Raw genomic sequence first — 13,337 nt, 5'->3', positions numbered from 1 at the left:
TTCGGTTAGCGAAATGCTTGTTTAAAAAGGCGCTACCTGGCATGGGGATGCGCCTTTTTTATTGCTCCACATTTGCCACCGTCAACGCTTTGTAAACCTTCGCTTTCCCCACTTTTCAACCGCCGCTTTTCGTGTATATTTCCACCACCTTACTGGCTCTCTTCTCCCGGAATGTCATAATGATTCGTAAATACTGGTGGCTGGTTGTCTTTGCTGTCTCAGTTTTTCTCTTTGATGCGCTGCTGATGCAGTGGATTGAACTGATGAGCACCGAAACCGATAAGTGTCGCAATATGGATTCCGTGAACCCGCTTAAACTCGTCAATTGTTCAGAGCTGGACTGAGCCGCCAACGTCGTCAAAAACCCCGAAATCACTTAATAAAAACGGGGATTTAAATCCCTTTGAGTCATTACCTTACGATGATAATGTCTCGCCCTTCACCACCGCCCTTGCGTAACCTCACACTCGAGTTGAACCGATCATGCTGGTTAGCCAATACAACCATATCCTTGTCGTCCTCTCCTTTGTTGTCGCTATCCTTGCTGCCTATACCGCGCTGAATATGGCCGCGCGTGTGGCGGGAAGTCAGGGCGTGGCAGCGCGCATCTGGCTGGCCGGTGGCGGTGTTGCAATGGGTATTGGCGTATGGGCGATGCATTTTATCGGCATGCTGGCGATGGATCTCTCCATGCGCATGAGCTACAACGCCACCCTGACGGGGTTATCGATGGTTATCGCCGTGGGTTCATCCTTGTTTGCGCTGTGGCTTGTCAGCTGCGAGCAGCTGCGTTTGCGCCGTCTGCTGCCCGGTGCACTAGTCATGGGAACCGGTATTGTGGCCATGCATTACACCGGCATGGCGGCCCTGGAGGTTACGCCCGGTATTATCTGGGATAAAACATGGGTGGCGATATCAGTCGCTATTGCGCTTGCTGCGTCGCTCGCGGCACTGTGGCTGACGTTCCGCCTGCGTCATGAGGCCGCTCAGGTCGCGCTGATGCGCATGGGTGCCGCAATCACGATGGGGATTGCGATTGCCGGAATGCATTATGCGGGGATGAAAGCCGCACAGTTTCCAGTGTCGACCATGGCTCACCATGAGGGGATTAACGGCAGCTGGCTGGCCGTGCTGGTGAGCGTTGTCGCACTGGCCATCCTTGGTATCACCCTGCTGGTGTCGATGCTGGATGCGCGCCTGCAGGCACGTACCTCTCTCCTCGCCTCGTCTCTGGCGGAAGCAAACCGGGAGCTGGCCCAGCTGGCGCTACAGGATACGCTGACGCGCCTGCCCAATCGTATCCTGCTGGAAGATCGACTCGATCAGGCCATCAACAAAGCAGATCGTGAAGGCACGCATTTCGCATTGATGTTTATGGATCTCGACGGCTTTAAAACCGTCAATGACGCCTACGGGCATGATGTCGGCGATAAACTGCTGGTTGCCGTTACGCAACGCCTGCTGCTCCCCCTGAAAGGCCAGTTCACTCTTGCACGTATTGGCGGTGATGAATTTGTTCTGCTGGCAGAAGTTGGGGGGCCGGACGATGCAGCCTCCCTTGCCAATGCCCTGGTGCGCACTATCGATAGTCCATTCAATGTGGATCCGTATGAACTGGTGGTGACCCTCAGTATTGGCATTGCGCTTTATCCTCACGATGGCAAAACCGATCGCGAGCTGATGTTTAACGCCGATGCGGCGATGTACCACACCAAGCATATGGGCCGTAACGGTTATCACTTTTTCCAGCCCTCCATGAACACGCTGGCGCAAACCCATCTGCAGCTGATGAACGATCTGTGGCTGGCCATCGATCGTAATGAGCTACAGCTGCATTATCAGCCCAAATTCCACGCGCCGGCAGGCCCCGTACTCGGGTTTGAGGCACTCCTGCGCTGGCAACACCCGAAGCTGGGATTGCTTACGCCAGACCTGTTCCTGCCGCTGGCGGAAAAAACGGGACAGATCATTCCCATTGGCAACTGGGTTATCAACGAAGCCTGCCGCCAGTTGCGGGAATGGCACCTTAAAGGGCATCAAAACTGGTCAATGGCGGTGAACCTGTCGACACTTCAGTTTGAACAACCTTCGCTGGTGAGTACGGTGCTTGATTGTCTGACACGTCACCAGGTGCCGCCGGAAATGCTGATCCTTGAAGTGACGGAAACCACTGCGATGAGTAACCCGGATGAGAGCGTGCGGGTGCTGACAGAGCTGACGAATGCGGGTGTGAAAGCCTCTATTGATGACTTTGGTACCGGCTACTCGAGCCTGCTGTATCTTAAACGCTTACCCGCTTGTGAATTGAAAATCGACAGGGCGTTTGTAAAAGAGCTCAGTGGAGAAAGCGAAGATGCGACCATTGTCTCCGCGATTGTCGCCCTGGCGAAAACGCTGAATCTGAAAGTGGTGGCTGAAGGGGTGGAAACCGAAGCACAGCAAGCCTTTTTGACGGAACTGGGCTGTAATACCCTTCAGGGCTATTTGTTAGGAAAACCTGTCAGCGCGCAGACCATTGAAACGCTTTGCGAGCAGGGAGAGATCTTGCCCGACACCGAGTCGTAAGCCTCCTCACGTGGCGACACGCGCATCACCGGGAGTGTCGCCAGAATGTTATCGACCAGAGCAGGTGCCTGTTGATAGAGGTTGAAGCTGTCGTTATTCATTAACCAATTTTTAATTATTCCGCTAAAAAATCCGTGGAACACTATCAACGTTAAATCCACATTCACCTGCGAAGAAATGATGTTTCGTGAAATACAGCGCTCCAGTGTCGTACGTAGAAAATCATTGTTGAAACCAATACGTTTCCTGATTTCATACTCGGAAACCATATCACTGGTAAATTCACACTTATGATACAAAATCTGTAACAGCGCGCACTGGCGAGGCTCATGCGCAATATATTGCAACGCAGTGATAAATTGCTCACGAAGCATTAACAAGGGATCATCTTTTTCGGAAAGAGAAAGTCTGTCACGAATGAGATCGCGAAGCGGCAATTGCTGTTCCCAGATAGCATTAAATATCTCTGTTTTACTGGTGAAATGCCAATAGACGGCCCCACGCGTCACCTTTGCCGCATCGGCGATATCCGTCAGCGTTGTGTTGGTTACGCCACGTGTCGCAAACTGCCCGATAGCCGCTTCAATCAGCTGTTGACGGGTTTGTTGAGCCTCTGCTTTCTTTTTACGCGCCATGGACGACTACTCGTTACTCACAAGAATTAAGCTGTTTAGTAGGGTTTTGTAATCGGAAGTATTCATGAAAGACAAGGTGAATTCTGCACAAAAAAAGTCAATTCGCTTTATTTATAACTGAGGCAAATACATGCCAATAATTAAATTCACAAAACAGATGAATGCCCTCTATGAAACATCACTCTCCTGATTAATTTTGTTAAAGTATATTGCTGTAAACGCAAAGCCTTCTTCTGATTTTCTTTCCTGCCGCATTTATCCGCACTTATAAATTAAAAAACATTAAATACCCTCATTATTATACGCAGCTACATTTTTTGTTTTTGTCCCCTGCCCTGTCACCGACCCACGGAAATATCGGTTAATGGGTATTTAAAGGAACAGTAATGACGAATCATTTCAGACGCTTGCCCTTAACCGGTTTTATTGTCTGCGCCGCACTGCTTGCCGGATGCGATGGGCAGGAAAATCAGCAACATCAACCGCAGCCGCCTCAGGTGAGTGTACACATTGTCAAAAGTGCCCCCCTCACTGTGACAACAGAGTTGCCGGGCAGAACAGATGCGTTTCGCGTTGCGGAAGTGCGTCCTCAGGTTAGCGGCATTATCCTGCGTCGCAATTTCACCGAAGGCAGCGATGTCAAAGCTGGCCAGTCACTTTATCAGATCGATCCCGCCAGCTATCAGGCGGCGTATGACAGCGCAAAAGGAGAGCTGGCGAAAGCCCAGGCGGCAGCCAATATTGCGCACCTGACGGTGAAACGTTATCTCCCGCTGGTGGGCACACAGTATGTCAGTAAGCAGGAATACGACCAGGCCGTTGCGACGGCTCAGCAGGCGGATGCCAGCGTCGTTGCTGCAAAAGCAGGAGTTGAAAGCGCACGCATCAACCTTGCCTATACCAAAGTCACCTCTCCCGTCGATGGTCGCATTGGTAAATCCAGCGTGACCGAGGGAGCTCTCGTCACCAACGGCCAGGCAAACGCCCTGGCAACGGTACAGCAACTGGATCCGATGTATGTCGATGTCACCCAGTCCAGCAATGATTTTATGCGTCTGAAGCAGACAAGCCTGCAAAAAGGGGAGACCACCAGCACCGTCGAGCTGTTGATGGAGAATGGTCAGCCCTATCCGTTAAAAGGCACGCTGCAGTTTTCTGATGTGACTGTTGATGAAAGCACTGGCTCCATCACTCTGCGGGCGATTTTCCCGAATCCGCAACACCTGCTGTTACCGGGAATGTTTGTACGCGCCCGCATTAATGAGGGTACGCAGCCGAATGCGATTCTGATCCCACAGCAAGGCGTCACCCGCACGCCGCGTGGGGATGCAACCGTCCTGATTGTTAACGACAAAAACCAGGTTGAGTCACGCACCGTCGTTGCCTCTCAGGCCATTGGCGATCGCTGGCTGGTCACAGAGGGGCTGAAAAACGGTGACCGCGTGATTGTCAGTGGGTTACAAAAAGCCAAACCTGGGGCTACCGTCGTCGCCACACCCGATACCTCTACAACTCCAGCCGGTTAAGGAACGACGTCATGGCTAATTTCTTTATCCAGAGGCCGGTTTTCGCCTGGGTACTCGCCATCATTTTGATGATTGCAGGTGGGCTGGCGATCCTCAAACTGCCCGTCGCGCAGTATCCGACTATCGCCCCACCCGCGGTTGCTATAACCGCAACCTACCCTGGCGCAGATGCGCAGACGGTGCAGGATACCGTGACGCAGGTTATCGAACAGAATATGAACGGCATCGATAACCTGATGTATATGTCATCCACCAGCGATTCTGCAGGTAATGTCACCATCACCCTGACCTTTGAGTCTGGTACAGACCCGGATATCGCCCAGGTTCAGGTTCAGAATAAACTTCAGCTCGCCATGCCGCTGCTGCCGCAGGAAGTGCAGCAACAAGGGATCGGCGTTGAGAAGTCCAGCAGCAGCTTCCTGCTGGTGGCTGGCTTTGTTTCAGACAATAAAAGCCTCTCGCAGGATGACATTTCCGACTACGTCGCCTCGAATGTGAAAGATGCCATTAGTCGAACCACAGGGGTGGGTGATGTTCAGCTGTTTGGTGCCCAGTATGCAATGCGCATCTGGCTCGACAGTAACGCGATGAATAAATACCAGCTGACGCCGCTGGACATTATTAATCAACTGAAAACCCAGAATGACCAGATAGCGGCAGGCCAGCTAGGCGGAACGCCGTCCGTGCCGGGCCAGCAATTGAACGCCTCGATCATTGCGCAAACCCGCCTGAAATCACCGGAAGAGTTTGGCCGCGTGACGCTGAAGGTGAACCAGGACGGCTCGATGGTGCACCTGAAGGATGTCGCACGCATTGAACTGGGCGGCGAAAACTACAATATGGTGACCAAAATCAACGGGCAGGCCGCAACCGGCCTGGGGATTAAGCTGGCGACCGGTGCAAATGCGCTGGATACGGCGGCGGCCATCAAGCGCAAGCTGGCGCAACTGCAGCAATTCTTCCCACAGGGTCTGAAGGTGGTTTATCCGTACGACACCACGCCGTTTGTGAAGATCTCTATTCACGAAGTGGTAAAAACCCTGTTTGAAGCGATCATCCTCGTCTTCCTGGTGATGTATCTGTTCCTGCAAAACCTGCGCGCGACACTTATCCCCACTATCGCGGTGCCGGTTGTTTTGCTGGGTACCTTCGCGGTGCTGGCGGCGTTCGGATTCTCCATCAATACCCTGACGATGTTCGGGATGGTACTGGCAATAGGCTTGCTGGTTGATGATGCCATCGTGGTCGTTGAGAACGTCGAACGCGTGATGGTAGAAGACAAACTGCCGCCGAAAGAGGCGACGCAGAAGTCGATGGAACAGATTCAGGGCGCACTGGTGGGTATAGCCATGGTGCTGTCGGCAGTCTTTATCCCGATGGCATTTTTCGGTGGCTCGACCGGGGCCATCTATCGCCAGTTTTCACTGACCATCGTTTCGGCAATGGCGCTCTCCGTATTGGTCGCCCTGATCCTGACCCCCGCGTTGTGCGCAACCCTGCTTAAACCGGTATCCGGCGATCACCATGAAAAGAAAGGCGGTTTCTTTGGCTGGTTTAATGCGCTTTTTGACCGCAGCGTGGAGCACTACAGCAACAGCGTGAGCGGCATTTTACGCAAGACCGGCCGCTACCTGGTGGTGTACATCATCATTGTGGGTGGTATGGCGGTGCTGTTCCTGCGCTTGCCCACCTCCTTCCTGCCCGAAGAGGACCAGGGGGTATTTATGACGATGGTGCAACTTCCGGCCGGTGCGACCCAGACGCGTACGCAGCAGGTCCTCGATCAGGTCCAGAACTATTATCTGAAAAACGAGAAGGCCAATGTTGAATCTGTCTTTACCGTTAATGGCTTTAGTTTTAGCGGCCAGGGCCAGAACGCCGGGATTGCCTTTATCAGCCTGAAGCCCTGGGAAGCACGACCGGGGGCGGAAAATAGCGTTGAGGCGATTGTTGGCCGCGCGACAAAAGCCTTCAGTCAGATAAAAGATGGGCTCGTATTTCCGTTTAATCTGCCTGCAATTATCGAACTGGGAACCGCAACGGGTTTCGACTTCGAACTGATTGATCAGGCAAACCTGGGGCATACCTCGCTGACGCAGGCGCGGAATGAGCTGCTCGGAATGGTGAAAGCGCACCCTGACATGCTGGTGCGCGTGCGGCCAAATGGTCTGGAAGATACCCCGCAGTTTAAACTGGATGTCGACAAGGAGAAGGCTCAGGCGCTGGGTATCAGTCTTTCTGATGTCAACCAGACCATCTCAACGGCCCTGGGTGGAACTTATGTAAATGACTTTATCGATCATGGCCGCGTGAAAAAAGTCTATGTCCAGGCCGATGCGCGCTTCCGTATGCTGCCTGGTGACATCAGCAACCTGTATGTACGCAGCGCAAATAGTGAGATGGTTCCTTTCTCCGCCTTTAGCACCTCGCACTGGGTGTACGGTTCACCTCGCCTGGAGCGCTATAACGGGATGCCATCCATGGAGATCATCGGTGAGTCCGCACCCGGGAAAAGTACCGGTGAGGCCATGGCGCTGATGGAGAGTCTTGCTGCAAAACTGCCTTCCGGCATCGGGTATGACTGGACAGGAATGTCTTATCAGGAGCGACTTTCCGGAAATCAGGCGTCTGCGTTGTACGCTATTTCACTGATTGTGGTGTTCCTGTGTCTGGCTGCTCTTTACGAAAGCTGGTCCATTCCCTTCTCAGTGATGCTGGTGGTCCCGCTGGGAGTCATAGGGGCGCTGGTTGCAGCAGCGTTACGTGGCTTGAACAATGACGTCTATTTCCAGGTGGGTTTACTGACAACGATTGGTTTGTCGGCTAAAAACGCCATTCTGATCGTTGAGTTTGCCAAAGATCTGATGGAAAAAGAGGGTAAAGGCATCATTGAAGCCACGCTGGAAGCATCAAGAATGCGCCTTCGACCGATCCTGATGACCTCGCTCGCCTTTATTCTTGGCGTCATGCCGTTGGTGATCAGCCATGGCGCCGGGAGCGGTGCGCAAAATGCGGTCGGGACAGGGGTAATGGGGGGCATGCTTTCCGCAACGCTTCTGGCTATCTTCTTCGTGCCCGTTTTCTTTGTGGTCGTCCGGCGACGCTTTACGCGCCATAAAGAGTAATGAATACCTGAAAGGCACCTCTGGTGCCTTTTTTATTTTAAGATAAACAGTGTATTAAGATCGCAGTGTTAAAAAGAGTCAGTTTGCATTAAGTAAGAACGCCACGTTGTTACTCCATAATTTCTCCATTAATTCGTTCTGACGAAACACTTTTCTCCACGATGTTTACAAACAACATAATTTGAGATTATTCCTCGTGTAACGTGGGCTTATCCCGGTGGTAAAATAACCTCCAGTTCGTTAATAGCCCTCCTGGCTTTATAGCGGACGCGAAATAATACTGAGGTAACATCATGAAAAGATTCATTTCCGTTGCACTACTCGCTGCGCTGCTGGCTGGATGCGCGCACGACTCTCCATGTGTACCGGTATACGACGATCAGGGCCGACTGGTTCATACCAATACCTGTATGAAAGGTACCACTCAGGATAACTGGGAAACAGCAGGTGCTATCGCTGGTGGTGCTGCCGCGGTGGCGGGGTTGACGCTGGGTATTGTTGCCCTGACCCGATAACATCTGTTCAGAAAGCGCGGCTCTGGCCGCGCTTTTGCTTTGAATGAGTGCAGTAATATCAAATCAGTAAAAATCCCGTATTTATTCACGCCATTAATTTTAGCCAGAAGCCTGTCACCTCTTTTTCACTTCCCCTTTTAATTTTGTATTCAGTTTTAATGATTTTCACCCATTCATATTATTGAATACCCGGCCAATATTCACTCCGGAAACTATCTCTTCTTTTTCTCTGACCCTCCTTAAAAGTTTTGCTCCGATTTGTGGCACAGGTTGTAATTTCGCACCGTTTCGGGGCGCTCCTTTTATTTAAGCCTGTCTACACTCAGCATTAAGCGTTCACTTATCGCTTATTTCATCGAGCGCGAAACCTGGCATTACGTTTGCTATATAAACGTCGGCCAACGCCACAGATGGGTAAAAGTGTTTAAAACACCTAAATAACGATAAATTTAGCCACACAGGATGCATTATGAAAAAGACGATGATAGCCAGCCTGGCCGCTGCGGGTATGTTGTTTGCTGTTGCGGGTCAGGCCCATGCGGGCACAACGCTGGATGCCGTGAAAAAGAAAGGTTTTGTTCAGTGCGGTATCAGCGACGGTTTGCCTGGCTTCTCTTATGCCGATGCTAACGGCAAATTTACCGGTATCGATGTTGACGTCTGCCGGGGCGTCGCCGCTGCCGTTTTCGGTGATGACAGCAAAGTAAAATATACCCCACTGACGGCCAAAGAACGTTTCACCGCGCTGCAGTCCGGCGAAGTGGACATGCTCTCCCGGAATACCACCTGGACCTCCTCCCGCGATGCAGGCATGGGGATGTCATTCACCGGTGTCACCTATTATGACGGCATCGGTTTCCTTACCCACAATAAAGCGGGTCTGAAAAGCGCCAAAGAGCTGGACGGTGCGACCGTGTGTATTCAGGCCGGTACCGATACCGAGCTTAACGTCGCCGATTATTTCAAAGCGAATAATATGAAGTACACCCCGGTGACATTCGATCGCTCTGATGAATCAGCCAAAGCGCTGGAATCTGGCCGTTGCGATACGCTGGCGTCTGACCAGTCACAGCTCTACGCGCTGCGTATTAAGCTGAGTAACCCGGCAGAGTGGATCGTCCTGCCTGAAGTCATCTCTAAAGAGCCCCTTGGTCCCGTCGTTCGCCGTGGCGACGAAGACTGGTTCTCTATCGTTCGCTGGACCCTGTTCGCCATGTTAAATGCAGAAGAGATGGGTATCAGCTCGAAAAACGTCGATGAGAAAGCCGCCAAACCCTCAACCCCGGATATGGCACACCTGCTGGGCACAGAAGGCGATTTTGGCAAGGATCTGAAGCTGGATAACAAGTGGGCGTACCACATCATTAAACAGGTGGGCAACTACGCTGAGATCTTTGAGCGCAACGTGGGATCGGAAAGCCCGCTGAAGATCAAACGCGGCCAGAACAATCTCTGGAATAACGGCGGTATTCAGTACGCACCGCCAGTACGTTAAGTCTTTGCTGTAACGGGCACTGTGAACGCAGTGCCCACTCCAGAGTCATGGTTACCGAGGTTTCTTTATGTTCCATCGCCGCTCCCCCGTAAAAGGATCGCTATCCTTTTCTCATCCCGCGGTCCGCGCCTGGCTATTCCAGATTATTGCCATTCTTGCGGTTGTTCTTATCGCCATTTATTTAATTCATAACACGGTTACCAACCTGAATAATCGCGGTATTACCTCCGGCTTTGCTTTTCTGGATCGCAGTGCGGGTTTTGGCATTGTTCAGCATCTTATTGACTATCAGGAAGGCGATACCTACGGCCGCGTGTTCCTCGTCGGTTTACTCAATACACTGCTGGTCTCCGCGCTGTGTATTGTTTTCGCCTCCATACTGGGCTTTTTTATTGGCCTCGCTCGCCTGTCAGATAACTGGCTGCTGCGAAAGCTGTCCACCATTTACATTGAGACGTTCCGTAATATCCCGCCGCTGCTGCAGATTTTTTTCTGGTATTTCGCCGTACTGCGTAACCTTCCGGGCCCACGTCAGGCTGTCGATGCCTTCGATCTGTTTTTCCTGAGCAACCGTGGGCTCTATATTCCTTCTCCTGAACTCGCAGAAGGGATATATGCTTTTATCGCCGCGATTATCATCGCGCTCGCCCTCTCTGCCGGGCTATTTCGCTATAACCGCAAACATCAGATCAAAACCGGGCAGCTTCGCAAGACATGGCCAATTGCGGCGCTTTTGATTATCGGTCTGCCGCTCCTGACACACTGGCTTTTTGGTGCCGCGTTACACTGGGATGTCCCACATTTGCGGGGCTTTAACTTCCAGGGCGGGATGGTGTTAATTCCTGAACTGGCGGCCCTGACCCTGGCCCTTTCCATTTATACGTCTGCGTTTATTGCCGAAATCATTCGGGCGGGGATCCAGGCAGTCCCGCATGGACAGCACGAGGCAGCACGCTCTCTGGGGTTACCTCATACGGTAACGCTTCGACAGGTCATTATTCCACAGGCGTTACGGGTCATCATTCCGCCCCTGACCAGCCAGTACCTCAATATTGTCAAAAACTCGTCGCTGGCAGCCGCTATTGGCTACCCGGATATGGTGTCACTGTTCGCCGGCACCGTGCTTAACCAGACAGGACAGGCCATTGAAACCATTGCCATCACTATGTCCGTCTATCTGATTATCAGCCTGGCGATCTCGTTGCTGATGAACCTGTATAACCGCCGTATCGCACTGGTCGAGCGCTAAGGAACTATGATGACAAAAGCGATACTGTCGCACTCTTCGCGTCCTGCCAACCCGACAGGTGGACGTTTTATTCTCTGGGCGCGTAAGAATCTGTTCTCCAGTTGGGGTAACAGTCTGCTGACAATAATTTGTCTGTGGCTGATGTGGGAGTTGATCCCGCCACTCATTAACTGGGCTTTCTTGCAGGCTAACTGGGTCGGTTCAACCCGGGCAGATTGTACAAAAGCTGGCGCTTGCTGGGTGTTTATCCACGAGCGTTTTGGTCAGTTCATGTATGGATTGTATCCGCACGAACAACGCTGGCGAATCAATCTGGCGCTGGTTATTGGGCTGCTCTCCATCGCCGTGATGTTCTGGAAAAGGCTGCCGCAACGCGGACGGTACATCGCCTGCTGGGCGGTGGTGTATCCGATTGTTGTGTGGGTGCTGTTGTACGGTGGTTTCCTGGGGCTGGAACGCGTGGAAACCCGACAATGGGGCGGCTTAACGCTGACGCTGATTATTGCTTCTGTTGGGATCGCAGGCGCACTGCCGTGGGGCATTTTACTGGCGCTTGGCCGTCGCTCAAAAATGCCCGTTGTCCGTGTGCTCTCGGTTATTTTCATTGAGTTCTGGCGCGGTGTACCGCTTATTACCGTCCTTTTTATGTCTTCGGTCATGCTGCCATTGTTTATGGCAGAAGGCACGACGATAGACAAACTGATCCGTGCCCTGGTAGGAGTCATTCTGTTCCAGTCAGCCTACGTTGCGGAAGTGGTGCGTGGCGGTCTGCAGGCATTGCCTAAAGGGCAGTATGAGGCTGCGGAATCACTGGCGCTCGGTTACTGGAAAACACAGGGGCTGGTGATACTTCCGCAGGCACTCAAGCTGGTTATCCCCGGGCTGGTGAACACGATCATCGCCCTCTTCAAAGATACCAGCCTCGTGATCATTATCGGATTGTTCGATCTCTTTAGCAGCGTGCAACAGGCAACGGTTGACCCTGTCTGGCTTGGCATGTCCACCGAAGGATATGTCTTTGCTGCTCTGATCTACTGGATCTTTTGTTTTAGCATGTCGCGCTATAGCCAGTATCTGGAAAAGCGCTTTAACACCGGGCGTACACCGCACTGAGGAAATTATGAGCCAAATAACTATGACACCCGCCGACGCGATGATTACGCTGGAAAACGTGAATAAATGGTACGGGCAATTTCACGTCCTGAAAGATATCAATCTTAAGGTCAAGCAGGGCGAACGCATTGTCCTTTGCGGCCCTTCCGGGTCCGGGAAATCGACAACCATTCGCTGCATCAATCACCTTGAGGAGCATCAGCAGGGGCGTATTGTTGTTGATGGTATCGAACTGAATGAAGACATTCGCAACATCGAACGCGTGCGTCAGGAAGTCGGGATGGTGTTTCAGCACTTTAACCTGTTCCCCCATCTGACGGTGCTGCAGAACTGTACGCTTGCGCCGATTTGGGTGCGCAAAATGCCAAAAAAGGAAGCTGAAGCGTTAGCGATGCACTATCTGGAACGTGTACGTATTGCTGAGCACGCCAATAAATTTCCAGGCCAGATATCGGGTGGCCAGCAGCAGCGTGTGGCTATCGCCCGTTCACTGTGCATGAAGCCCAAAATTATGCTTTTTGATGAGCCAACTTCAGCGCTGGATCCTGAAATGGTGAAAGAAGTTCTGGATACCATGATTGGACTGGCGCAATCCGGAATGACTATGCTGTGCGTGACACATGAAATGGGGTTCGCCAGAACCGTGGCTGACCGGGTGATCTTTATGGATCGCGGAGAGATTGTTGAACAGGCGCCACCGGATGAGTTCTTTGCGCATCCGAAGTCAGAACGCACGCAAGCATTCCTGTCACAGGTGATTCACTAATCGTTTGTTATGCCGGGTGGCGGCTTCGCCGTACCCGGCCTACGCTGTGTGCCGTGTAGAAATGCAAAAAGGCCATCCTTTCGGATGGCCTTTTCACTTATTTGATGTCTGGCAGTTCCCTACTCTCACATGGGGAGACCCCACACTACCATCGGCGCTACGGCGTTTCACTTCTGAGTTCGGCATGGGGTCAGGTGGGACCACCGCGCTAAAGCCGCCAGACAAATTCTTTTACTTCTTGCCGAACTTTAACCTAAGTATAAAGTGGTGCTGATACCCAGAGTCGAACTGGGGACCTCACCCTTACCAAGGGTGCGCTCTACCAACTGAGCCATATCAGCACACTAA

Annotated in this window: 10 protein-coding genes, 1 tRNA gene and 1 rRNA gene; 9 read left to right on the top strand and 3 right to left on the bottom strand. The window is 52.2% G+C overall.

The features are described 5' to 3' along the window. Positions 1-179 precede the first annotated feature (179 nt). Entirely contained in the window at positions 180-344 is a 165-nt protein-coding gene (locus VF709_RS24350; protein WP_013098997.1) for a DUF2556 family protein, read from the top strand. A 139-nt stretch (positions 345-483) separates the two neighbouring features. Next, on the top strand, positions 484-2,565 hold the full coding sequence (locus tag VF709_RS24345; RefSeq protein ID WP_149896917.1) for a putative bifunctional diguanylate cyclase/phosphodiesterase: 2,082 nt from the start codon (positions 484-486) through the stop codon (positions 2,563-2,565). On the opposite strand, the gene envR is transcribed toward VF709_RS24345, so the two are convergent. Continuing rightward, positions 2,481-3,200 carry an acrEF/envCD operon transcriptional regulator gene (gene envR / locus VF709_RS24340; RefSeq protein ID WP_071843281.1) on the bottom strand — a complete coding sequence of 240 codons (720 nt, stop codon included), beginning with the start codon at positions 3,198-3,200 and terminating at the stop codon, positions 2,481-2,483. The genes VF709_RS24345 and envR overlap by 85 nt on opposite strands. Positions 3,201-3,586: 386 nt before the next feature. On the opposite strand from envR, the gene VF709_RS24335 reads away from it, so the two are divergent. The 7 genes from VF709_RS24335 to VF709_RS24305 all read left to right on the top strand — a co-directional run bounded on the left by VF709_RS24335 (position 3,587) and on the right by VF709_RS24305 (position 12,989). Continuing rightward, a complete protein-coding gene (locus tag VF709_RS24335) occupies positions 3,587-4,726 on the top strand; it encodes an efflux RND transporter periplasmic adaptor subunit (RefSeq protein ID WP_013098999.1) in 1,140 nt (379 codons plus the stop codon). 11 nt (positions 4,727-4,737) lie between these two features. After that, entirely contained in the window at positions 4,738-7,851 is a 3,114-nt protein-coding gene (locus VF709_RS24330) for an efflux RND transporter permease subunit (protein ID WP_149896916.1), read from the top strand. Between the two features lie 293 nt (positions 7,852-8,144). Next, the gene (locus VF709_RS24325; RefSeq protein ID WP_013099001.1) at positions 8,145-8,366 is read left to right on the top strand and encodes a lipoprotein; all 222 of its coding nucleotides are present in this window, start codon (positions 8,145-8,147) and stop codon (positions 8,364-8,366) included. Positions 8,367-8,835: 469 nt separating this feature from the next. Continuing rightward, a complete protein-coding gene (locus tag VF709_RS24320) occupies positions 8,836-9,861 on the top strand; it encodes an amino acid ABC transporter substrate-binding protein (RefSeq protein WP_013099002.1) in 1,026 nt (341 codons plus the stop codon). Positions 9,862-9,928: 67 nt separating this feature from the next. Beyond that, a complete protein-coding gene (locus VF709_RS24315; RefSeq protein WP_013099003.1) occupies positions 9,929-11,110 on the top strand; it encodes an amino acid ABC transporter permease in 1,182 nt (393 codons plus the stop codon). 9 nt (positions 11,111-11,119) lie between these two features. Continuing rightward, a complete protein-coding gene (locus tag VF709_RS24310; protein WP_130626774.1) occupies positions 11,120-12,223 on the top strand; it encodes an amino acid ABC transporter permease in 1,104 nt (367 codons plus the stop codon). Between the two features lie 7 nt (positions 12,224-12,230). After that, positions 12,231-12,989, top strand: a complete 759-nt coding sequence (locus VF709_RS24305) for an amino acid ABC transporter ATP-binding protein (RefSeq protein ID WP_013099005.1) — start codon at positions 12,231-12,233, stop codon at positions 12,987-12,989. A gap of 106 nt (positions 12,990-13,095) precedes the next feature. On the opposite strand, the gene rrf is transcribed toward VF709_RS24305, so the two are convergent. Both rrf and VF709_RS24295 read right to left on the bottom strand, forming a co-directional pair. Next, positions 13,096-13,211, bottom strand: a 5S ribosomal RNA gene (gene rrf, locus VF709_RS24300). A 43-nt stretch (positions 13,212-13,254) separates the two neighbouring features. Continuing rightward, a tRNA-Thr gene (locus VF709_RS24295) sits at positions 13,255-13,330 on the bottom strand. Positions 13,331-13,337 lie beyond the last annotated feature (7 nt).

This window comes from Enterobacter sp. Lyrl_3 (assembly GCF_051948675.1).
Classification (GTDB): Bacteria; Pseudomonadota; Gammaproteobacteria; order Enterobacterales; family Enterobacteriaceae; genus Enterobacter; species Enterobacter cloacae.
This window is presented reverse-complemented; position numbering and strand designations above follow the sequence as displayed.

Excerpts from the sequence above, each read along its gene's own strand:
- VF709_RS24315 (WP_013099003.1), top strand. The coding sequence starts at position 9,929 with ATGTTCCATCGCCGCTCCCCCGTAAAAGGATCGCTATCCTTTTCTCAT.
- envR (WP_071843281.1), bottom strand. The coding sequence starts at position 3,200 with ATGGCGCGTAAAAAGAAAGCAGAGGCTCAACAAACCCGTCAACAGCTG.
- VF709_RS24350 (WP_013098997.1), top strand. The coding sequence starts at position 180 with ATGATTCGTAAATACTGGTGGCTGGTTGTCTTTGCTGTCTCAGTTTTT.
- VF709_RS24325 (WP_013099001.1), top strand. The coding sequence starts at position 8,145 with ATGAAAAGATTCATTTCCGTTGCACTACTCGCTGCGCTGCTGGCTGGA.
- VF709_RS24330 (WP_149896916.1), top strand. The coding sequence starts at position 4,738 with ATGGCTAATTTCTTTATCCAGAGGCCGGTTTTCGCCTGGGTACTCGCC.
- VF709_RS24310 (WP_130626774.1), top strand. The coding sequence starts at position 11,120 with ATGACAAAAGCGATACTGTCGCACTCTTCGCGTCCTGCCAACCCGACA.
- VF709_RS24335 (WP_013098999.1), top strand. The coding sequence starts at position 3,587 with ATGACGAATCATTTCAGACGCTTGCCCTTAACCGGTTTTATTGTCTGC.
- VF709_RS24345 (WP_149896917.1), top strand. The coding sequence starts at position 484 with ATGCTGGTTAGCCAATACAACCATATCCTTGTCGTCCTCTCCTTTGTT.
- VF709_RS24305 (WP_013099005.1), top strand. The coding sequence starts at position 12,231 with ATGAGCCAAATAACTATGACACCCGCCGACGCGATGATTACGCTGGAA.
- VF709_RS24320 (WP_013099002.1), top strand. The coding sequence starts at position 8,836 with ATGAAAAAGACGATGATAGCCAGCCTGGCCGCTGCGGGTATGTTGTTT.